Annotated in this window: 15 protein-coding genes; 6 read left to right on the top strand and 9 right to left on the bottom strand. The window is 36.4% G+C overall.

From position 1 onward, the window contains the following. Nucleotides 1–2: 2 nt before the first annotated feature. From radA to panC, 5 genes are all read right to left on the bottom strand, one after another. A complete protein-coding gene (gene radA, locus GQ45_RS09300; protein ID WP_047417086.1) occupies nt 3–1,364 on the bottom strand; it encodes a DNA repair protein RadA in 1,362 nt (453 codons plus the stop codon). Nucleotides 1,365–1,486: 122 nt separating this feature from the next. Beyond that, a complete protein-coding gene (locus GQ45_RS09295) occupies nt 1,487–2,629 on the bottom strand; it encodes an alpha/beta hydrolase (protein ID WP_047417083.1) in 1,143 nt (380 codons plus the stop codon). A 35-nt stretch (nt 2,630–2,664) separates the two neighbouring features. Beyond that, complete coding sequence (locus tag GQ45_RS09290; protein WP_047417080.1) at nt 2,665–3,633, bottom strand: lysylphosphatidylglycerol synthase transmembrane domain-containing protein; 969 nt, start codon at nt 3,631–3,633, stop codon at nt 2,665–2,667. A 1-nt stretch (nt 3,634) separates the two neighbouring features. Next, nucleotides 3,635–3,985 carry an aspartate 1-decarboxylase gene (gene panD, locus GQ45_RS09285; protein WP_047417077.1) on the bottom strand — a complete coding sequence of 117 codons (351 nt, stop codon included), beginning with the start codon at nt 3,983–3,985 and terminating at the stop codon, nt 3,635–3,637. 18 nt (nt 3,986–4,003) lie between these two features. Next, nucleotides 4,004–4,849, bottom strand: coding sequence for a pantoate--beta-alanine ligase (panC, locus tag GQ45_RS09280; RefSeq protein WP_047417074.1), 846 nt, complete (start codon nt 4,847–4,849; stop codon nt 4,004–4,006). A gap of 103 nt (nt 4,850–4,952) precedes the next feature. Here panC and GQ45_RS09275 point away from each other — a divergent pair, with 103 nt between their 5' ends. From GQ45_RS09275 to GQ45_RS09250, 6 genes are all read left to right on the top strand, one after another. Beyond that, entirely contained in the window at nt 4,953–5,762 is an 810-nt protein-coding gene (locus GQ45_RS09275; protein WP_047417071.1) for a glycogen/starch synthase, read from the top strand. A gap of 5 nt (nt 5,763–5,767) precedes the next feature. Beyond that, nucleotides 5,768–7,657 carry a DUF4270 domain-containing protein gene (locus tag GQ45_RS09270; RefSeq protein ID WP_047417068.1) on the top strand — a complete coding sequence of 630 codons (1,890 nt, stop codon included), beginning with the start codon at nt 5,768–5,770 and terminating at the stop codon, nt 7,655–7,657. Between the two features lie 115 nt (nt 7,658–7,772). Continuing rightward, entirely contained in the window at nt 7,773–9,620 is a 1,848-nt protein-coding gene (gene glmS / locus GQ45_RS09265) for a glutamine--fructose-6-phosphate transaminase (isomerizing) (protein ID WP_047417065.1), read from the top strand. 196 nt (nt 9,621–9,816) lie between these two features. Continuing rightward, nucleotides 9,817–12,696 (top strand): TonB-dependent receptor domain-containing protein, encoded by a 2,880-nt coding sequence (locus GQ45_RS09260; RefSeq protein ID WP_047417062.1) that lies wholly within the window; start codon nt 9,817–9,819, stop codon nt 12,694–12,696. Between the two features lie 213 nt (nt 12,697–12,909). Further along, nucleotides 12,910–14,418 (top strand): F0F1 ATP synthase subunit beta, encoded by a 1,509-nt coding sequence (gene atpD, locus GQ45_RS09255; RefSeq protein ID WP_047417060.1) that lies wholly within the window; start codon nt 12,910–12,912, stop codon nt 14,416–14,418. An 81-nt stretch (nt 14,419–14,499) separates the two neighbouring features. Next, nucleotides 14,500–14,781, top strand: coding sequence for a F0F1 ATP synthase subunit epsilon (locus tag GQ45_RS09250; protein WP_047417058.1), 282 nt, complete (start codon nt 14,500–14,502; stop codon nt 14,779–14,781). 50 nt (nt 14,782–14,831) lie between these two features. Here GQ45_RS09250 and GQ45_RS09245 read toward each other — a convergent pair whose 3' ends face one another. The 4 genes from GQ45_RS09245 to GQ45_RS09230 all read right to left on the bottom strand — a co-directional run bounded on the left by GQ45_RS09245 (nt 14,832) and on the right by GQ45_RS09230 (nt 22,442). Continuing rightward, nucleotides 14,832–15,035, bottom strand: a complete 204-nt coding sequence (locus tag GQ45_RS09245; RefSeq protein WP_047417056.1) for a helix-turn-helix transcriptional regulator — start codon at nt 15,033–15,035, stop codon at nt 14,832–14,834. Between the two features lie 2 nt (nt 15,036–15,037). After that, a complete protein-coding gene (locus GQ45_RS09240) occupies nt 15,038–15,610 on the bottom strand; it encodes a DUF2975 domain-containing protein (protein WP_047417054.1) in 573 nt (190 codons plus the stop codon). 85 nt (nt 15,611–15,695) lie between these two features. Beyond that, nucleotides 15,696–17,507, bottom strand: coding sequence for a M61 family metallopeptidase (locus tag GQ45_RS09235; protein WP_047417051.1), 1,812 nt, complete (start codon nt 17,505–17,507; stop codon nt 15,696–15,698). A gap of 81 nt (nt 17,508–17,588) precedes the next feature. Beyond that, the gene (locus tag GQ45_RS09230) at nt 17,589–22,442 is read right to left on the bottom strand and encodes a T9SS type A sorting domain-containing protein (protein ID WP_081980909.1); all 4,854 of its coding nucleotides are present in this window, start codon (nt 22,440–22,442) and stop codon (nt 17,589–17,591) included. Between the last annotated feature and the right edge of the window lie 2 nt (nt 22,443–22,444).

Genomic DNA, 22,444 nt, shown 5'->3' with positions numbered 1-22,444 from the left:
TTTTAGCCAAACAAGTTTTCTGCAACATGTTCAATTTTTCCCGCTAATTGAATTTTAATCTTTGCGTTTTTCAAGGTAATTTTATTGTTTTTAGACACAAAGATGGTATGAAAGCCCAATTTTTCCGCTTCCAATATTCGTTGCTCAACGCGTTGAACAGGCCTGATTTCTCCTGCAAGGCCAATTTCGGCGGCAAAACAAATACCTTTGTCAATGGCCATATCTTCATTACTAGATAATATTGCGGCAACAACCGCTAAATCAATAGCAGGATCATCTACCGATATGCCTCCTGTAATATTCAAAAATACATCTTTAGTTGCTAGTTTAAAACCAGCTCTTTTTTCTAAAACCGCCAATAACATATTTAGGCGCTTGGCATTGTAACCCGTAGTAGAGCGTTGTGGTGTGCCGTAAACGGCAGAGCTTACCAAAGCCTGAATCTCAATCATTAAGGGACGCATACCTTCAACCGTTGAGGCGATAGCTGTTCCGCTTAAGCCTTCGTCATTTTTTGAAATTAATATTTCAGACGGATTGTTTACTTCTCGTAATCCACTGCCCTTCATTTCATAAATACCCAATTCGGAAGTTGAGCCAAACCTATTTTTAAGGGAACGTAAAATGCGATATACGTAATTGCGATCACCTTCAAATTGAAGGACACAATCTACCATATGCTCTAAAATTTTAGGACCTGCAATAGAACCATCTTTTGTAATATGACCAATTAATAGTACCGGGGTATTGGTTTCTTTGGCAAATTTTATAAGTTCAGCGGTACATTCTCTAATTTGGGAAATACTTCCAGCGGCAGATTCTATATAATCGGAATGAAGCGTTTGAATAGAATCGATGACCACAATATCTGGTGCTGTTGCTTCAATTTGTTTGAAGATGTTTTGGGTTTTTGTTTCCGTTAAAATTAAACAGGTTTCACTATTAGGATGAATCCGATCAGCCCTCATTTTTATTTGTTTCTGACTTTCTTCACCGGAGACATATAAGGTTTTGTAAGGAAGTTTTAAAGCAATTTGAAGTAAAAGCGTGCTTTTTCCAATTCCAGGCTCTCCGCCTAAAAGGGTTAGGGATCCTGGTACGAGGCCACCTCCTAAAACGCGATTAAATTCTAAATCGAAAGTGTTTAATCGGATTTCTTTTTCGCTGCTTATTTCGCTTACCAGCAGTGGTTTGGCCACTTGTTTTGTCGTATTCGAAGCCGTTTTCCAACTCGATTTTTCTTCTTTTTGAACCAGCTCTTCTACGACTGTATTCCATTCTTTACAAGCGGAACATTGTCCTACCCATTTTGCATATTGCGTACCACAATGCTGACAAAAAAAAGCTGTTTTTGTTTTGGCCATTACCTGTTTTTAGTATAAAATCAAAGGTAATAATTAATGTAACAATGTAACAATTTGTTTAATTTAACAATGCTTGAAACCAGAAATCTTCTTTTGACACCTTTGATGCCAAACCCAGTAATCTAATAGCCAAAATCGGCCTTTAAAGCATCTATTTTCTCTAAGGCCATATCTTTTGTTAGAAAGTCTATTTCTTCCATACCAAATGCTTTTTCAAAAGTTCTTAGTGCTTTTTTAGGTTCGCCTATTTGTTCGTAGTACTCCCCTTCAAAGTAAAACCCGAGCATGGTGCTAGGATACTCTTTTTTGCATAAATCGGCAAGTGACTTAAGCGATTCAACATCTTCTTTCTTGCGAGACCCTGCGTAGATAGCCATAATATCATTTAAGCCCACAGTTTTTCTAAAACCAAAAAGCTTTTCGATCATATCATACTTATTTGTTAAGTAGTCAAAAACAGGTTCTTCAGAGGTTAAAATTTGAGTCTTATATTCCGTTGGGCTTATGGGCTTGAACATAGTAAACACATTATCAAATGCTTTTCCGATGCCGTAGGTCGCCACAGAAATATGGTCGGCATTGCTGTAATTGTCATAAAAATAACGCAAATTTTCCTTGTCCATCGCTTTTAGAGCCGTATTTAAAACTGGAATTTGATTATCATTTTTAGATAATTCTCCATCGGTAATTAAATGATAGAAAATAGTTTTTTGCATCGCAGTTAATCGTGCAGGAACTCTAGTTTCCATCTCAGGCGCTAAGGTTGGTGAAATAGCCACATAAGAGTTAAAAAGTGATTCTTCCTTAAATAGATAATAATTCGCAAAATTTGCGGTGATATCATAACCTACAATCATTTTAAAAGGGGCCGTGTTGTAGCTTGTTTCTAAATAGGGGATGAGTTCCATTCCCAAAAATTCAAAAAATAATTTTGCTTTTTCGCTGGGCAAGCCAGTACTCTCATCGAAAGCACAATCTTCAAGGCGTAGTTGATTTTTACTTTGATGAATACCTGCGATTATAGCTTGAGGCATGCCATGAAATGTGCTGTAAAACTTGGCATTAGCCACCACATTATCAAATAAATAATCGGCATCAAGAACTATGATAAGTGGGTATTTTTTTTCTTTCGTATAATCTTCGGGGAAATAATAACTAACATCGCGCCTTTCTTGAAGTTTAAACGATTCAAATATTTCTTGAGTTACTTGAGCCTTAGCTCCAAAGCACAAAAAGAGCACAAAAAGTACTAGCGTAGGTTTCATCTGTTAAATTTGGTAGAGAACTAATTGTAATTAGTTCATTGATTATTCCTGTTCCATAACGGTAAAACAAGAAAAGATATTGCACCAAATACAACAATCATCAGTGTTTGTGAAATCCACATGATCCAGCCAAAAGCATCCCCAGAAGTGCTGCTGATGCCAAAAATAGCTAAGGCACTGCTTACCGCTATAGGATACAGGCCAATGCCGCCATTTGTTGCGGTCATAGCAAAAGCGCCAAAAACGAAAGCCACCAAAAGTTGACTAGTGGTTAAAGCAATGGTTTCTGGAACGGTATATTTTATCACCCAGAACATTCCAATGTACACTGCCCAAATAAAAAAGGTATGCGCAAGAAACGCCCATTTATGCTTCATTTTAAAAATGCTTAAAACCCCTTGTAGTAAACCAGTTAAAAAGCTTTTAATTTTATTAATAAAGGGATGTTTCGTTTTTTTTAATAAAAAGAAAGTTAAAACTGAACCAACCACGCCTACACCTAGTAAAAGCAATAATGAGTTGAGATTGAAACCTCTATTTTTAAAAAACTCAAGAATAATATCAGTCTGCAAAAAAAATGCGATAACGACCACAAGCAAAAGCATTATTAAATCGATGACTCTCTCAGTTACAATAGTCCCAAACCCTTTTTCAAAAGGAACTTTTTCATAGGTAGATAAAGCGGTTGCACGTAAAATTTCACCAGATCTTGGAATCCCTAAATTGGCAAAATAAGCCGTCAAAATAATAAGAATGTTGTTGGCTATCTTAGGTTTATAGCCTAAGGGCTCTAATAGGTAGTTCCAACGAATAGCTCTAGATACATGGCTTAAAATACCCATAAGCACAGAAATACCAACCCAAAATAAATCAGCTTCCTTGATGTAAAAGAGTATTTGCTTTCTATCTTCAGGAGAGGTAACATGATAAGAATACCAAACTAAAAAAACTCCCAAAGTAATTGGGAGTATTGTTTTAAGCGTTTTTTTTATGGATTTTTTCAACTTATTCTAGTAAGTTATTTTGTTCGTTAGGAAATACTAATGCTGGATTAAAACTTTTTGCTTTTTCAATATCCATACTACCATAAGTAATTAAAATAAGCACATCGCCAACCGCTACTTTTCTAGCAGCAGCCCCGTTTAAGGTTATTTCTCCACTTTTTCTTGTGCCCGGAATAGCATAAGTCTCTAGGCGTTCACCATTATTATTATTGACAATTTGAACTTTTTCGCCCCTAATAATATTAGCCGCATCCATTAAATCTTCATCAATGGTAATACTACCAATATAATTTAGATCTGCCCCGGTAACTTTTACACGGTGAATTTTAGATTTTACAACTGTTATGTGCATGATACAAAGATAGTAAATTTACAAGGCAATGTTATCGATTAGCCGAACATCATCAGCAAAAACGGCAATGAATGCCCTATATTGTTTGTTTTTTAATTTTCTTTTTAAAGGTTTTAAACGGTCTATATCGGTAATTTGAAAATACTCTAATTTAAAATCTTCTTCTTTTTCAAATTGACCTTTCACCCAATTTGTTACCTCTAAAGCACTTTTTGTGCCAAACTTTTCTTTGGCAGTACTTAATGTTTCATAGATGAACGAGGCTCTTTGTCGCAGTTTAGGGCTTAGCCTTTCATTTCTAGAACTCATGGCTAGTCCGTTTTCTTCTCTTACAATAGCACAACCTATAATTTTAACCGGAATATTTTTTATCGCTACCAATTTTTTAATGATTTGCAGCTGTTGAAAATCTTTTTCACCAAAATAAGCCCGGTTAGGCTTTATAGAGGTTAATAATTCTTCGACAATAGTGCCAACGCCATCAAAATGACCAGCTCTAAATTCACCTTCCATGACCACATCTAAACCTTCAAAATTGTATTTTTCAGCCTTCACTTGATTTTCATATATTTCTTCAACACTTGGTGCATAAATGATGATGTCAGGAGAAACTTTTTTAATAAGGGCAATATCTTTGTCTAGTGTTTTAGGGTATTTTTTTAAATCATCGGCATTATTAAATTGTGTAGGGTTCACAAAAATACTCACCACAACATGTTCATTTTCATGGTACGCTTTTTGAATCAAGGAGACATGACCTAGGTGTAAAGCACCCATAGTAGGCACTAAGCCAAGGGTTTTAGACTTTGAAATTAATGGAAATAAATACTTTTTTAACTCTTGTTTTGTATGTAATAATTGCATTAAGACGTATTTAACAGCCCGCAAACTTAGATAATTACTCGTAATCTGCATAATTTTTGTAATTTTGCAATCACGCCAATAAAATAAATAAAAAACAATTTTTATGAATGGTAAAAAGATATTGTTTGTATCTTCAGAATTAGTACCCTATTTGCCAGAGAATGAAGTTTCCCTGATGTCTTATGAAACCCCTAAGATGGTTAATAGCAATGGAGGTCAAATACGAATCTTTATGCCGCGCTACGGCAATATTAACGAAAGACGGCACCAATTGCATGAAGTGATTCGACTTTCGGGGATGAATTTAGTGATTAACGATATGGATATGCCGTTAATCATAAAAGTTGCTTCCATTCCAAAAGAAAGAATTCAGGTATATTTTATTGATAACGAAGAATATTTTAAGCGTAAAGCTACATTTACGGATGAAAACGGCACTCTTTTTCCTGATAACGATGAGCGTGCTATATTTTTTGCAAAAGGAATCGTGGAAACGGTAAAAAAACTAAACTGGTCCCCAGATATTATTCATGTTCATGGCTGGATGGCTTCTTTAGTGCCATTGTATTTAAAGCAATATTATGCCGATGAACCACTTTTTTCAGAAAGCAAGATTGTAACATCGGTGTATTCAAAAGGTTTTGACGGTGCTTTAAGTGGCGATTTAGTTAAAAAAATAGCTTTTGATGGTATTCCAGGAGAACACCTTAGTGGCTTGGCGACGCCAGACTATAATAATTTGTTAAAAGTAGCGATAGATTATTCTGATGCTATTATTTTAGCCTCGGAAGATGTTCCAGAAGATTTAAATAATCATATTGCCAACCTTCAAAAACCGGTGCTAGCATACGTTCCTTTTCATGAATTTGAAGAGACCTATGCAAACTTTTATAACACTGAAGTCTTAAAATAAATTACATGACATTTTATAAAAAAATCGCGCTTCCTGTTTTATCAGGAATTATGTTGATTGCTTTTTTTTCTTCTTGTGAAGAGGAAATTACGACTATTGGCGACGGAATAATCGGGGGAGAGCCCTTTGAAACGGGTAAAGTTAATTTTGATGTTTTTGCGTATAATAAAAAAATAAGCGCTGTTAAAACAAATGAGCTACCTGTGTACCAATTGGGTAATTTTCAAGATCCTATTTACGGTAAAACAACAGCTGCCATTGTATCGCAAATACAATTATCAACAGTAAATCCAACTTTTGGTAAATTTATACCGTCAGAAGAAGTAGCAGATGACGAATTCCCAACTCGAATAGCTGAAAATGAAACGGTAACAAGTGTTTTTCTCTTTATTCCAAATCTTACGAATATCAAAGATGCGGATCAAGATGGGGTACCAGATGATTTAGATATAGATCCGGCAGATCCTAATAGTGACACGGATGGTGATGGTGTTTCAGATAACCAAGAGCGCCTTCAAAATACAAACCCATTAAGTAATGATACAGATGGAGATGGTATTTTAGATGGTGAAGATCCTGTAAATGATAGAGCGGCTTTCCCCAAAGAGTTCGTTTTAGACAGTATTTTTGGCAGTGGTGTAAACCAAACGTTTAATGTAAAAGTACAGCGATCAACTTATTTTTTAAGAGATTTAGATCCAAATGCCAACTTTCAACAATCACAAGAATATTTTTCGAATACACCAGATTTTAATGGTTTCCTCGCCGAAACTATTGCTGATGTTGATACGCTTACCGTTAGGAACAAGGAAATTTTGATTTTCAATACGGATGATCCTGATACTGAAGATGAAGACGAAAGTAAAACGGTTAAATCAACAATAGGTGTAGGTCTTTATCTGCCTTTGAGTAACGACTTTTTTCAAGAAAATATTTTGGACAAAGAAGGTAGTCAAGAATTATTGAACAATCAAAATTTTAAAAACTTTTTAAGAGGCTTACATATCTCAATTAGTCCTACCGATGACATTTACATGCTATTAAATATGTTGGGTGCCAGTATCAACATGAATTATAGTTATCAAGCAGTGAATACAAATGGTACCGCTACCGATGCATCCGATGATTTCGTAGAAACCTTAGAAGATAATTATGTTTTTAGATTAATTGCGGGTGGTGGTATTAACCCTCAAACTGGGGCTACGCTTCCTTTAATAGGGAATGTTGTGAATACTTTTGTAAATGAAGCTTATCCTTCTGAAATTACAAACGCACTAAATGCTACTTCCAATGCGGAACGTATATATTTAAAAGGTGGTGCTGGTGCTTATGCCGAATTAAAACTTTTTGGTGAAGATGAAGCTACCAGTCAAAGTATAATTTCTCAATTAAAAAGTAATAATTGGATTATTAACGAGGCAAACCTGGTTTTTTATGTGGATCGTGAAACTTTAGATGCTGCTGGTGGCACTATTGAGCCACCAAGGTTGTACCTCTATAATTCAGAAACTAATGCTCCTTTATACAATTTAATTACAGAATTAAGTGAGCCGAACACAAGAAATACCTTGAGAAAAAACTTATTTTTCGATGGGATTTTGAGTAAAGAAAATGATAAAGGGATCAAGTATAAGGTGCGCATTACAGATTATATAAATAATCTGGTGGTTAGAGATGCTGAAAATGTTTCTATAGGTCTGGCACTTACCTCTGACATCGTCAATAGTAGTGTGGGTAATGCCATGGTTATTGAAAACGGAGTTTCGGTGATGTCTAAAATTCCAGTAATGTCTACTGTAAATCCCTTTGGAACAGTACTATATGGAAGTAATGTTGACGCGGCGAATAGCGATAAAAAGCTTCAACTAGAAATTTCTTACACAAAAGCTAATTAAAAACATACCATTTAAAGTAGTTTTTCGTAATACGTCTAATGTTTGCACAGTTTGGGTGAAAAGTGTAATAACTTTGTGCGATACTAAAATCATTAATTAAAATAGTTAAATCAATATGTGTGGAATTGTTGGGTATATAGGTCATAGAGATGCTTATCCTATTGTAATGAAAGGATTGCAGCGCTTAGAATATCGCGGATACGATAGTGCAGGTGTTGCCATCTATGACGGAAAAAACATCAACCTAAGTAAAACCAAGGGAAAAGTTGAGGATTTAAGAAAGAAATCTGAAGCTAGTATGTCACTAAATGGTAAATTAGGAATAGGGCACACGCGTTGGGCTACTCACGGTGTACCGAATGATGTAAACTCTCATCCCCATTACTCGAACTCAGAAGAATTAGTGATCATTCACAACGGAATTATAGAGAATTACGACTCTATTAAGAAAGAGCTGATCAAAAGAGGTTATGTTTTTCATTCAGATACAGATACTGAGGTTTTGGTTAACCTTATCGAAGAAGTAAAGAAAAAAGAAGGTGTAAAACTAGGAAAAGCGGTTCAAATAGCATTGAATCAGGTAGTTGGTGCCTATGCTATTGCTGTTTTTGATAAAAATAAACCCGATGAAATTGTAGTTGCTAAATTAGGTAGTCCCTTGGCTATTGGTATTGGTGAGAACGAATTTTTTATCGCATCGGATGCATCGCCATTTATAGAGTTTACCAATAATGCTATGTATCTCGAAGATGAGGAAATGGCCATTATTCGTTTAGGGAAAGAAATAAAACTTCGTAAAATTAAAGACGACTCAGTAGTTTACCCAAACATTCAGGAGCTACAATTAAATATAGAAGAGATTGAAAAAGGTGGTTATGATCACTTTATGTTGAAGGAAATATACGAGCAGCCAAGAGCTATTTTAGACACCTACAGAGGCCGTTTATTAGCGGATCAGGGAATCATAAAAATGTCGGGTATTGATGATAATTTAGAAAAATTCTTAAACGCAAATAGAATTATCATTGTGGCCTGTGGAACTTCGTGGCACGCTGGCTTAGTGGCAGAATATATTTTTGAAGATTTAGCAAGAATACCAGTTGAGGTAGAGTATGCTTCAGAGTTCCGCTACAGGAATCCCGTTATTACAGATAAAGATGTCATCATTGCCATTTCACAATCAGGAGAAACGGCAGATACCTTAGCAGCTATTAAATTGGCCAAAGAAAAAGGGGCATTTGTTTTTGGAGTTTGTAACGTAGTTGGTTCATCGATCTCAAGAGAAACAGATGCTGGGGCTTACACACATGCAGGACCAGAAATTGGAGTAGCTTCAACCAAAGCGTTTACCACTCAAATTACAGTTTTAACCTTAATTGCATTAAAATTAGCAAAGGAAAAAGGCGTGTTCTCCAAAAGCAAGTTGCATGAGTTTTTGACAGAACTAGAAAATATACCATCAAAAGTTGAAAAGGCATTGCTATCCAACAACGTGGTTGAAAAAATAGCAGAGGTCTATAAAGATGCCACGAACTGTTTGTATTTAGGAAGAGGTTATAATTTTCCAGTGGCCTTAGAAGGTGCTTTAAAGTTAAAAGAGATTAGTTACATTCATGCGGAAGGCTATCCTGCGGCTGAAATGAAACATGGGCCAATTGCCTTAATTGATGAACACATGCCTGTAATCGTTATCGCCACCAAAAAAGGGCATTATGATAAGGTGGTCAGTAATATTCAAGAAATTAAATCGCGTAAGGGAAAAATCATTGCAGTTGTCACTGAAGGCGATACCACGGTAACCGAATTAGCGGATCACGTTATTGAGGTGCCTGAAACTTTTGAAAGTCTTACGCCCTTATTAACTACCATACCCTTACAGTTATTATCCTATCATATTGCCTTGATGAGAGGTTGTAATGTAGATCAACCACGTAACTTGGCAAAATCGGTTACGGTAGAGTAGGTTAGTTGATTCAAAAAAAATATAAAGCAGGATGTTCCTATAGGCGTCCTGCTTTTTTTTGGCATATTCTAAAAAACAACTGCGGTCAATTGCTAAAATTGTACTATGCATGCATAATTTTTTTCATTTTCATATTGTCGGTTTAAAAATTTCTGTATCTTCGGTACTTAACTAATATTTAACATAAAACCCTCGAATGAAAAAAATTCTATACTTCTCCTTTCTATTGTTAGGAGTTTTTGGTTTTTCTCAAACAACAGTAAAAGGTACTGTTGTGGACCAAAATAGCCAGCCAATTCCAGGCTCGAACGTAGTTATACAAGGAAAATCAGTAGGAACAGTTACTGATTTTGATGGAAATTTTGTCCTTGTAACCTCTGAAGTTCCTCCATTTAAACTTATCATAACAAGTATTGGGTATTCAGAAGCATCCGTAGACGTGACGACCAACAATCAAGTTGTTTCGGTTATCTTAAATGAGTCTCAAACACTTTTAGATGAAATTGTGATTTCAGCTTCTAGAACTCCAGAACGTATTTTTGAATCACCCGTGTCTGTTGAGCGTTTTGGACTCAAAGAAATTAAAAATACCAGTTCTGAATCCTTTTATTCAGGATTACAAAATTTAAAAGGGGTAGATGTAAATACCAACAGTTTAACATTTCAATCTGTTAACACGAGAGGCTTTGCCACTTTTGCTAATAATAGATTTTTGCAATTGGTAGATGGTATGGATAACTCGGCACCAGGTCTTAACTTCGTGTTAGGTAACTTAGTGGGGATGTCAGAGTTAGAAGTTCAGAGTGTTGAAATTCTGCCAGGCGCTTCTTCGGCCTTGTATGGTGCAGGAGCTTTTAACGGTGTTTTATTTATGACCAGTAAAAATCCTTTTGACTATCAGGGAATAAGTGCTTATTATAAAACAGGGTATACCTCGCAAGAAGCTGCTGGAAATAACGCTTATTACGATTTTGGTATTCGTGCAGCACACGCTTTTAGTGATAAATTTGCGATAAAAGCAAACTTCTCTTATTTACAAGGGGAAGATTGGCATGCGAATAGTATACAAGATTTAGCAAGACCAGGGGCGACCAGAGAAAACCCAGCGTTCGATGGTTTAAATGTATATGGCGATGAGGTTTCAACTACCTTAAATTTTGATGATTTAGCGGTTCCTGATGGTCCAAACGGACAGGTAAACTCTTTGCCTTCAGGTACTTTGGGTTCAGCCTTAGTTTCTAGGACAGGGTATGATGAGTTAGATTTGGCGAATTACGAGGCACAAAGTGTAAAAACAGACTTTTCTGTACACTACAAACCTTTCGCTGATGATTTTGAAATTTTATACAATGGTAGAGTAGGTAGAGGTAATACCATATACCAAGGAACTAATAGATATTCTATCAAGAACTTTATCATGCAGCAGCATAAATTTGAGATCAGAAATAATAACTTTTTCCTAAGAGGCTATTTGACTGTTGAAAATTCTGGAGATTCGTATGATACTAGATTTGCCGCAATTAATGTAAACAGGTCTTGGAAACAAGATGCTCCGGATCCAAATAACGCTGCAACTCCATCATGGTTTGGCGATTATGCAAGAACATTTATCGGTGCTAGATTAGGCGTAGGTACGGGAGTTCAATTAGATGAAACAACGGCGCATGCCTTGGCGAGACAAGCCGCTGACCGAGGTAGATTGTTACCTGGTACTCCAGAGTTTGAGAACGCTTTTAATAGTGTTATAACGAATGGAAATTTAGATCAAGGTGGTGCACGTTTTGTGGATAATACCAAATTACGTCATGCCGATGGTAATTATAATTTTACGCACTTGACTAAAGATTTTGCCGACATTCAAGTAGGTGGTTCTTTTAGAGAATACGAGTTAAACTCGAACGGTACTATTTTTACCGATAAAGATGGTCCTATCACGTACAGTGAATTTGGGGCTTACATGCAAGTTCAGAAAAAACTTATTGATGATCGTTTAAAATTAACAGGGTCTATTCGTTATGATAAGAATGAATTTTTTGACGGATTTTTATCCCCTAGATTATCAGGTGTGATGACTCTAGGAGAAAAGAAAAATCATAATGTTAGGTTATCGGTACAACAAGGTTTTAGAAACCCAACAACACAAGATTTATTTATTGGCTTAAATGCAGGTAGAGCTATTTTAGTGGGTTCTGCACCAACAAACTTAGACAGAGATGTTCGTGTACTGAATAATAATCCTCAAGGTAATGCGCAAGCCATAGGGCAAGGAACCACTTCAACCTTAACTGGTAGAAATGCCTATGAAAATGCTTGGTCTTTGAGTTCTGTTACAGCGTTTAGAGAATCAGCAGCCCTGCCACTTCAGGAGCGATTGGCATTACTAGAATCTGTGAATACAGATTTTGTGCAGCCAGAAGAAATTACCGCGTATGAGCTTGGGTATAGAGCTCAATTAGGTAAAGTGAGTATTGATTTAAGTGGGTATTACAACAGTTATGCCAACTTTATTTCAAATACAACTGTGGTAGCACCATTTTATGGCGATGCAGAATTACAAGAAGTTATTCCTGGTACTTCAACGCCAGTAGCCATAGCAGCTTTAAGTAACACTGATGTACAGGCGTATCAAACCTACACCAATGCAGAAGCAGACATAAATTCGTATGGCGCCACTATTGGTGTTGATGCTAAAGTTTTAGGAAATTTTGATTTAGGCGCTAGTTATACCTATGCAGAATTTGATTTTGACCAAGCTGCTTTTCCTGATTTTAGACCTAGTTTCAACACGCCGAAACACAAGGTGAGAGCCTCTTTTGGTAATACAGAAGTTTTTAAAAATGTGGGCTTTAATATCAATTACAGATGGACGGATACGTATTTCTGGCAAGCAACTTTTGCCGATGGTGATGTACCTGCATTTACTGTGCTAGATGCACAGGTGAATTTTTCAGTACCAAGTATGAAGTCCTTATTTAAAATAGGAGGTTCAAATATTCTTAATCAAGAGTATGTAACGGCTATTGGAACTGGTAATATCGGTTCTATATACTATATCTCTTGGGGTATTAATCTATAAGGTAAAAAAACTTATTTAGTAAGCAAAAGCGTCATAAAATGACGCTTTTTTTTATGCATATAATCCAGTAAAAAAAGGGTTGAATAAAATGTAAAAAAACAATTTTTAATTTAAATGTAAAAACATATCTTTGCACCCTGAAAAAGAATGTTAACTATTTCGTAGTCAATTATCTTTTTCGACGCTTTAATTCTAAACATAAATAGGTAAGTAATGTCTAAAGTTACAGGTAAAGTTTCTCAAATAATAGGACCCGTTGTTGATGTTGAATTTCCATCAGGTTCAGATCTTCCAAAAATATACGATTCTCTTGAGATCAAGAGAAAAGATGGTTCACTTTTAGTTCTAGAAGTACAATCTCATATTGGTGAGAATTCTGTAAGAACAATTGGTATGGATTCTACCGATGGTTTAAGTAGAGGTACTGATGTAGTGGCTACAGGAGCAGCCATACAAATGCCTATAGGTGACGATGTTTACGGTCGTTTATTCAATGTTATCGGTGATGCTATTGACGGTCTTGGTGATTTGCCTAAGGCTGGTAAAGACGGACTTCCAATTCACAGAGAAGCACCTAAATTTGAAGATTTATCTACCTCGTCAGAAGTTTTATTTACAGGGATAAAGGTGATCGATTTAATTGAACCTTACTCAAAAGGAGGTAAAATTGGTTTATTTGGTGGTGCAGGTGTTGGTAAAACAGTATTGATTCAAGAATTAATCAACAATATAGCCAAAGGTCACGGTGGTCTTTCGGTATTTGCTGGTGTAGGTGAGCGTACTCGTGAAGGGAACGATTTACTTCGTGAAATGTTAGAATCAGGAATTATAAAATACGGTGATGATTTTATGCACTCTATGGAAGAAGGTGGATGGGATTTAACCAAAGTAGATAAAAATATCATGAAAGAATCAAAAGCGACTTTCGTTTTTGGTCAAATGAACGAACCTCCTGGAGCTCGTGCTCGTGTAGCATTATCTGGCTTAACAATTGCGGAATATTTCCGCGATGGTGCAGGTGAGGGACAAGGTAAAGATGTATTATTTTTCGTAGATAATATCTTCCGTTTTACACAAGCAGGATCAGAAGTATCTGCACTTTTAGGTCGTATGCCTTCTGCGGTAGGATATCAACCTACATTGGCAACAGAAATGGGTGCCATGCAAGAGCGTATTACATCAACTAAAAGAGGGTCAATTACATCAGTACAGGCGGTTTACGTTCCTGCGGATGATTTAACGGATCCAGCACCAGCAACGACATTTGCGCATTTAGATGCAACAACAGTACTTTCTCGTAAAATTGCGGAGTTAGGAATTTACCCAGCGGTTGATCCTTTAGATTCTACTTCAAGAATTTTAACGGCAGATATTTTAGGGAAAGAACATTACGGTTGTGCCCAAAGAGTAAAAGAGTTATTACAACGCTATAAAGAATTGCAAGATATTATTGCCATTTTAGGAATGGAAGAATTATCTGAAGAAGATAAATTAGCGGTAGGTAGAGCGCGTAGAGTACAACGTTTCTTATCACAACCTTTTCACGTAGCGGAACAGTTTACAGGTTTAAAAGGAGTATTGGTGGATATTAAAGATACCATTAATGGCTTTAATAGAATTATGGATGGTGAGTTAGATCACTTACCAGAATCTGCTTTCAACCTTAAAGGAACAATCGAAGAAGTTATCGAGGCTGGAGATAAAATGTTAGCCGAGGCTTAAAAACTAGTAAACAGTTTTCAGTCACAGTTAGCAGTTTTGCTTACTAATTACTGAACACTGGATACGGAATACTGAAAAACTATGTATTTAGAAATTGTATCACCAGAAGCTACCTTATTTTCAGGAGAAGTTACCTCGGTAACTGTTCCAGGTATTAACGGAGAATTTCAAATGTTATCGAATCACGCACCTATTGTATCTTTATTGCAAAAAGGAGAGGTTAAAATTCAAGGAAATGCTATTAAAATAGCTGAGGCTAATAAACATAATTTTTCTAAAACAACGGCCAGTGCTACAAGCTTGCTTATTTCAAGTGGTACGGTGGAAATGAAAAATAATAAAATTATTGTTTTAGCGGATTAAGAACGCATACTACAAATAATGAAAAGCCATACAGCAATGTGTGGCTTTTTTTATGGTTTATATTCCAGTAAATCTGCTGGCTGACACTCCAAAACAGCGCAAATGGCTTCTAAGGTCGAAAAACGTACCGCTTTGGCTTTACCTGATTTTAAAATAGATAAGTTTGCTTCGGTGATGCCGATAGCTTCAGCAAGTTCTTTGCTTTTGATTTGACGTTCAGCCAATACCCTGTCTAGATGTACAAAAATGGGCATACTTATATGGTTAAGTCGTTTTCTAACATCAAAGAATTTCCTTCTTTGAATATTTCGGCCATTAAAAATGCAAAACCCATTAAAGCTAAAGGTGTAAATGAAACTTTAAAACCACCAAAACTTGCAGTTTCGAAGTGGATGAAATAAAAAGAAGTCAGTAAAAAATATAAAAAAATATACCTTCCAATTTTTCTAAAAGACTTGATGTTATCATCTCTAAAAGTGTTTAAATTTTTTACCGATTGAATTACCTTCCGAAATTCTTTCGCTATTAAAAATAGAATTATTAATACACCAATATATTGCAGATAGATTAGATACAATGAGAACGTACTTATCTTATCCAAGCTATACTGATTTTCGTCGCTATTTTCTAGACTATCTATAGTCCAGGTGGAAAGTGTAGTGTATTGAAATTCAGTAGTATTAAAATTTATGTTAACATCACTATAAAAGGTTTTATCTATTTGAAAATGTAAAAAAAATGCGGTTAATGCTACGACAGTTACGATATAGATAAATTGCAATAATTTACAAATGATAATTACAATATTTAATAGTTTGTTTTTCGTCATAATCTTAAAATATTATTGTTTAACGATAACAAATATAATAAAATTATTGAAAAACAATAATAAAATTAAAAAAATAAATTCCCTTTTACTCTATTTTAAGCCACTGATTCCTTTTTTCTAGTATCTTTTTTGACACTTTTTCTCCATTTTTTTCACTTAATTGAATCGAATATTCAGGACTTGAAGCCAAGGTAACTGTCGTTTTATTGGCTACGCCAAACCGAGTGAAATCGATTTCAAGTGTATCGCCAACCTTTAGTGTTTTAATATAATTGGCAAAGCTTAAGCCGTTTGGAAATGGGGTATTGTTGATGCTTGTTATACGATCACCTTCGTCTAAACCGGCCATATAAGCAGGGCTCCCAATAATTGAATTAGTTTTAATTTCTCCATTCAAATCTTTATCTATAGCCACGGAAGCACCAAAATACGGAGCTTCAGCATTTTGTTTTAAGGTCACTCCTACAGCATTTAATAAGGAGGTATAATCAGGCATTTCACTTTTGTAAATGTATTTGTTGAAAAAAGTATCTCCAAAGTCATTTCCAGCATAAGTTTTTAGACTGGCATGCAAGTTTTCTATCGTATATGGAATTTCATTTTTACCATAGGTTTTCCAAATCAATTTAAAATAATCGTCTAAATTCAAGCCTTTTTCGCGCAAGGACAAATCTAAGGCCAGCCCTAAAACACTACCATAGGAGTAATATGAAATAAAGGTGTTTTCTCTATTTACAGGATCAACGGAGGTTGCCGCATCTACAAAAGGTGCCTGGTAACTCATCTCAATTGGACTAAAGAATTGCCTTGCTGGGGAATTCCATACATAATTAAAGGTTCCTGTTAAACCTTCTACGTATTCCGTTTCTGACATTAGTTTTGCTCTGCACAGAATAAGATTTGTATAATAACTGGTAAATCCTTCGGCAAACCATAGGGCGCCACTCATATTGGCTTCTGCAAAATTAAAAGGTTCTAAATCATTTGGGCGAATACGCTCCACGTTCCAACCATGAAAAAATTCGTGCGATACGGTACCAATATTCCCTTCCATACCACCATTCGCTAAACTTCTGGTGCTGGTTAAAATCGTAGAATTTCGGTGTTCCATACCATCGCCAGAGGCATTCGGAATATAGCAAGCTAAAAAAGTATAGGTATTGTAGTCGTAGTCTGGTAATTCGCCAAATACACTTTGCTGTTCTAAAACAACTTTTTTTACTTTTTCAAAATAGGTATCTAGCTCCGCTTCAGTACCGTTATGATGCAATGCCAATTGTATAGTTTTTTTATCGCCATTACTTTCCGTAACTACAAATTCTCTAAGTCCAAAATCACTAATTTCAGTAGGGCTATCCATAAAATACTGCAGATGAGGCGCGCTATACGTGGTGCCAGAAACTTTGGGTAATTGCGTAGCAACTTTCCAATTCAAATCTTTACGCACTTTAAAATCAACTTTTATGTCTCTATCAGCAAGCTCTGGAGCATAGATAAAGGTAGCCGGAATATTTAAATGTGCATGAGTTTCATCAACTTGTGAGTAGGTACCATCACCACGATTGGCAAATAAAATATAGTTTACCGTTACAGCACCGTCATGACCCGAAATGTTCCATTGGTATGGGTTGTTCCTCGTTACTTGTAATGCTTTACCCTTGCTGTCGGTAGCCTTAAAACCATACACATTTTTAGCAAATTCATGTACGGCATAACGGCCTGGTGAACTTCGAGCCATATTTAAGGTTAAAACCTCAGAAGTTATTTCTGGAAAAGTAGCAGTTATAAAAGCTTCATGGTGCACCGCATTTTCAAAGGATATGCTATAGGTGTTGGTTTGGCTCGTTGAAGTAAGGGTATATAGTAAACATAAGATAAATGCAAAAGAAGTTTTCATAGTAGTATACTTTAAGGGTCACTAAGGTACTATTTTAAATAAAAGGCTCAAGTAGATTTAAAATTTTACTTGAGCTTTTTTCTACCTCACAATAATTTTCCGTAGGGTTGATCCATAAGGAGTTTCTAAAACAACAGCATAGACCCCAGCGGGCATGTTAGCGATATTAAAGGGAATAGTATAGGAAGATTCTCCTCTTGCTTTTTCACTAGCAATAAGCATATTGTTTGTAAAACTGAATACTTTAATGCTAATATTGCCTCTATCCGTAAGGTCTACTTGTGCCGTAAATTCTCCACTGGTAGGATTTGGATAAATAATAAAATTTTCCACTAACTTTTTTCCGCCTTGGGTATCTTCTTCGGTGACTGTAGGATCTTTTGCCAAAACCATTATTTTCTTAATTTGCATTTCGGTACACGAACCACGTTGGGTAATAATACCGACTTCGTATTCACCAGGCGTCGCAAAGACTATTTCTGCTTCGTCTTTATCTTGCTTTAAAATTTGTGCTGAGGAAGGAATAATCCATTCCATACTATCAGGAATTGGAAAACTTATATCTACTAAAACGAGTGTTTCTCCTGCATATACTTGAGAAGAAGCAGCAAATTCAGCACTTATTTCTTGATCGCTTATATCTATATAAATAGTGCTAGTTTGGGTACAGTTGCCATTGCTGCTTACGGATACAGTGTAATTTCCTTTTTCTGAAACTGTGACTATTGGGCTTGAACTAGAAAAACCAGTATCGGAGATCCAGGTATATATTGCGTTACTATTTTCGACGGTGGCGTCTAGTTCTAAATTCTGTCCTTTACAAAGAACTCTATCTCCACCTAAATCTACCAAAATGGGTAGCGGTTCTTCAATGGTATAGGTGCGCGTTTCAGGAGTATCAAAACCTGTAATGGTCACCGTATAAGTTCCAGCAGCTAAATTAGTGATACTATTTGTGGTTGCTCCCGTAGACCAACTATAGGTAAAATTGCCATTACCTCTATTCACTAGTAAACTTATACTCCCATCGGCTAAACCAGCACAAGTGGGGTTGGTTATGGTTTCTTCTATGGTATCAGGTTGCGTAATTTCATAGGTTTGACGGATAGCACAAGTGTTCGTATCGGTGATCAATACTTCATAAAAGCCTGCCGCTAAATTACTAATACTAGATTGATTGCTGATGACGGTATTATCAGAACTACGCGTCCATTCAAAACTATAGTCAGGAACGCCACCAGCGACTGCGATACTTAGGCTGCCATCCGTAACTTGATAGTCAGAAGCATTAATAACCGTGGCATCTTGAATACGTAAAGGATCGGTTGGCGATGCTACAGTGATTACTAGATCATCAGAACAACCATTAGCATCTATAACTTCTAGAAAATAATCTCCTGCAGCTACATTGTCCAGGTTTTGCGTGCTTAGGTCTCCATTCCAATAAAACGTATAGGGTGAAGTACCGCCAGAAACTGCAATTTGAATACTTCCTGTACTTTCTCCGCTACAAAGCACATCAACTTTATTAAGTACTGCTGCATTTAAAATGTCGGGTTCTGTAACTGATATCGTATTTGACGTTCTAGAAACGTTATTCGCATCAGTGACCATCACAAAATAACTACCGACACTTAAATTGGCTAAAATAGTTGAAGTTTCATTAAGTTGATTAGTAGATCCATTCTCAATTTGAAACCATTGGTAACTATAATTGGGGATTCCTCCGGTCACCGTTACTACAATTTCGGCATAATCATCATAAGTACAATCTAAAAATAAACTTTGCGAAGCAGTAACAGTGAGCTCACTAGGTTCGGTAATATTAAAAGCTTGAGAAGCAGAACAATTATTGGCGTCGGTAACCCTTAAAATATGAATACCTTCGGCGAGATTGGTGATATCTTTCGTGGTGGCCGTAAATCCATTAGGACCAGACCAACTAAAACTGTAGGGTAATGTTCCACCAGTAATTGAGGTGCTAATGGCACCATCAGATTGGCCAGACTCTGATATATTTAGGACTACATCTGTCGTAATAGCGATAGCAGTGGCACTATTTACAGTTATAGGATTGATGATAAATTCACAATTATTGGCATCAAAGACCGTGACGGTATAAACTCCAGGAGCGAGCGCATTAAAGTTAGTACTGTTTTGTGTCGCTGAGCCGTTTAAACTATAGCGATAAGGAGCTGTGCCACCAGTAGTACTAATGTTAATTTCGCCATCATTTAGCGAAGCGCAGGACGTCACAGTAGGTGTTGCTGTGGCTCCTAAAAACTCTAAAGGTTCATCAACAAAAATAGTACTTGTCACGGCTGGGTCTCCAGAAGCATCCGTTAAACTTAAGGTATATGTGCCTGCTGTTAATCCTGCTATGCTTGCTTGGTTGGGTGCGTTAAAACTAGGGTCTCCATTTTTGGTCCAAACAAATTGTAAGGGCGGTGTTCCATTTACTGCTGCTGTAATACTCCCTGTAGCAGTAGTTCTGCACAATACTGATGTAGGTATTAAGTTTACAATACCCAAAGGACCAGGTTCATTGATGAAAATGGGACCAAAATTTTGTTGGCAATTATTGGCATCAGTAACCGTAAGACTATAATTCCCTGTACTTAAGCCAGATGGGTTTTGTTGGGTTGCTATAAATCCGTTAGGGCCCGACCAGCTATAGGTATAAGGAGTAATACCCCCCGTTACAGCGATAGAAATAGCACCATCATTTCCACCATTTACGCTTACATCTTGTCGGCTATTTGGGATCTCTTCAATAATAATTGGGCCTGGTTCCCCAATAATAATATTTGTTCTTGTTTGAGATTCACAGTTATTTTGATTACGAACCGTTACACTGTAGGTGCCTACAGCTAATCCTGTTATGGTGTTTGCTGTTAATGGCAGCCAAGTAGTTGGACTATTTCCTAAAGCGTATTCATAGGTAGTACCACCAGAAAGTGTCAATATGATATTTCCGTCATTACCGCCATGGCAACCTGCATCATTTGGTGTAGCACTATCTATCGTTACTACAGAAGGAACAGCCATAGTAATAGGCGCAATTGCTACATTGGTATCGTTATCAAAATCTGGAACTGAAACTCGTGCACTGGAGACTCTTAAAATGTATTCTCCACCAGTGTTAATATTATTTAATTCAAGATTTTCCGAACTGCTGGTTGTTATAGCACTTAAAGTTCCATTGATACTCCATTGGTAGCGGTAACTCGTGTCAAACCCAGCAACAGGTACTGAAATACGACCAGCAGGACCAGTACAAGAAATTTGAGTTACTATAGGTGTTCCTAAAGTGGGTATAGGATCTGTGCCTACGACTAAATCGGGTGATGTTTGTGGGCAGCCACTGCCATCTGTAACCGTAATTCGATAAGTGTCGGCAGGTAAATCGTTATAAGTAACAACAATATCTCCACTAGGTAGTGAAGTTATTAAAGGAGTAGGGTTTGGGATGGATGTACTACTATTTAATTCGTAAGTGTAATTAGGAGTACCTCCAGAAAATTCTATACGTACACTTCCGTCAACGGCAGATGCTGTTGAGGTATTTACCTTTGTAGGGTTTATAATTACAATGGGGTTTACAATCGCTGAAATGGGATATGTATAGTTTTGCCCAACACAAATTTCATTGTTTACATTATAAACTCCACGAACTTGAACCGATTGTGTATTGGTGGTAGCAGGTATTTCCAATACATTATTTGTACCCGTCACAGGAAGCCAATTTAGTCCAGCATTTAAACTATATTCGTACCCAAACGTACCACTCGCATTTAGATTATTACCTCCTGTTGCTGTGCCATTTAATTGAAAAATAGCTGGATTACCACAATTAGCTTGGGTAAAAAAGTTGGGACTAGAAGTGTTAAGGGTTATTGGGGTAGGTTGACTGATAGTGAACTGGGGTGTTATTTTGCCACTTTTAACGATAGGAGGATCTGTGCCATTTGATGGATCACGATCATATTTTACTTCTTGATAAACAATAAAATATTCACCTTCGCCAAGTCCTGAATAGCTTCCTTCAAAACTAGTATTAAGTGTAATGAAAGGGTCTGCTACCACTTGAATACCTGTTAGAATAGGTTGGTTAACATCTGTTAAGCGTGTTTGTGGAAAGGTTGCGGGGTCTCCTTCATATAAAAAATACCGCATCTCAAAGCCACCAGCAATATCAACATTTCTATCAAAAGTTAAGGTTACGCTACCGTCATTATCCCCATTACATGTGGCATCTGATTTTGTGGTGTTTTGCCATTCAGGAGATGGTTCTACAAATTGCAACTGAATTGTTTCATCAGATACCCAACCATTGCATAATCCGATTCTGAAGTCCAAAAATAAATTCAAATAATCTCTATAATCCCTGCCAGTGCCTTGAAAAAGTTCAGGAAGTGTGAAAGTAAAACTACTTTGTCCTAGAAAGGCTGCTCGAAGATCTGTCCAAATCCCTGTAAAAGGATCAAAATATTGCCAATTGTAGATTAAAGGATTAAATCCGGCAGTTGCATTTAAAGTAAAAGTAGAATTTGGTGTTTGAGTGTTTGGAGTCGTAATTGTCAAATTAGGAACAATTCTAAAATTAACTGTTTCATCATCACAGCAATGCGAATTGGACTCTGTAAAAATTGCACAAATAGCCTCGGAAGTATTTAAATATTCATCGCGAGTATTATCATAATCACATTGTTGTACTCCATCAAATGTTGCAGTTCCCGTATCAATAACAGTATAACCAGTGATATTTCCATTACTGAAATTGGCACTAAATCTAAAATTTATAATGTAATTGGTAGTCGTTTGCCCACATCCTGGATTGTTAAAAAAACTTATTTCATCAATCGAGTATGTTTGTGAAAATAAAGAAAAGCCCAAAAAACAGAAAACTATTGTAAAAAGTCCATCGTTCCTCATAA

Source organism: Cellulophaga sp. Hel_I_12 (genome assembly GCF_000799565.1).
Taxonomy (GTDB): domain Bacteria; phylum Bacteroidota; class Bacteroidia; order Flavobacteriales; family Flavobacteriaceae; genus Cellulophaga.
This window is presented reverse-complemented; position numbering and strand designations above follow the sequence as displayed.

Coding starts and splice junctions, on each gene's coding strand:
- radA (WP_047417086.1), bottom strand. CDS start 1,364: ATGGCCAAAACAAAAACAGCTTTTTTTTGTCAGCATTGTGGTACGCAA.
- GQ45_RS09295 (WP_047417083.1), bottom strand. CDS start 2,629: ATGAAACCTACGCTAGTACTTTTTGTGCTCTTTTTGTGCTTTGGAGCT.
- panD (WP_047417077.1), bottom strand. CDS start 3,985: ATGCACATAACAGTTGTAAAATCTAAAATTCACCGTGTAAAAGTTACC.
- panC (WP_047417074.1), bottom strand. CDS start 4,849: ATGCAATTATTACATACAAAACAAGAGTTAAAAAAGTATTTATTTCCA.
- GQ45_RS09275 (WP_047417071.1), top strand. CDS start 4,953: ATGAATGGTAAAAAGATATTGTTTGTATCTTCAGAATTAGTACCCTAT.
- GQ45_RS09270 (WP_047417068.1), top strand. CDS start 5,768: ATGACATTTTATAAAAAAATCGCGCTTCCTGTTTTATCAGGAATTATG.
- glmS (WP_047417065.1), top strand. CDS start 7,773: ATGTGTGGAATTGTTGGGTATATAGGTCATAGAGATGCTTATCCTATT.
- GQ45_RS09260 (WP_047417062.1), top strand. CDS start 9,817: ATGAAAAAAATTCTATACTTCTCCTTTCTATTGTTAGGAGTTTTTGGT.
- atpD (WP_047417060.1), top strand. CDS start 12,910: ATGTCTAAAGTTACAGGTAAAGTTTCTCAAATAATAGGACCCGTTGTT.
- GQ45_RS09250 (WP_047417058.1), top strand. CDS start 14,500: ATGTATTTAGAAATTGTATCACCAGAAGCTACCTTATTTTCAGGAGAA.
- GQ45_RS09245 (WP_047417056.1), bottom strand. CDS start 15,035: ATGCCCATTTTTGTACATCTAGACAGGGTATTGGCTGAACGTCAAATC.
- GQ45_RS09240 (WP_047417054.1), bottom strand. CDS start 15,610: ATGACGAAAAACAAACTATTAAATATTGTAATTATCATTTGTAAATTA.
- GQ45_RS09235 (WP_047417051.1), bottom strand. CDS start 17,507: ATGAAAACTTCTTTTGCATTTATCTTATGTTTACTATATACCCTTACT.
- GQ45_RS09230 (WP_081980909.1), bottom strand. CDS start 22,442: ATGAGGAACGATGGACTTTTTACAATAGTTTTCTGTTTTTTGGGCTTT.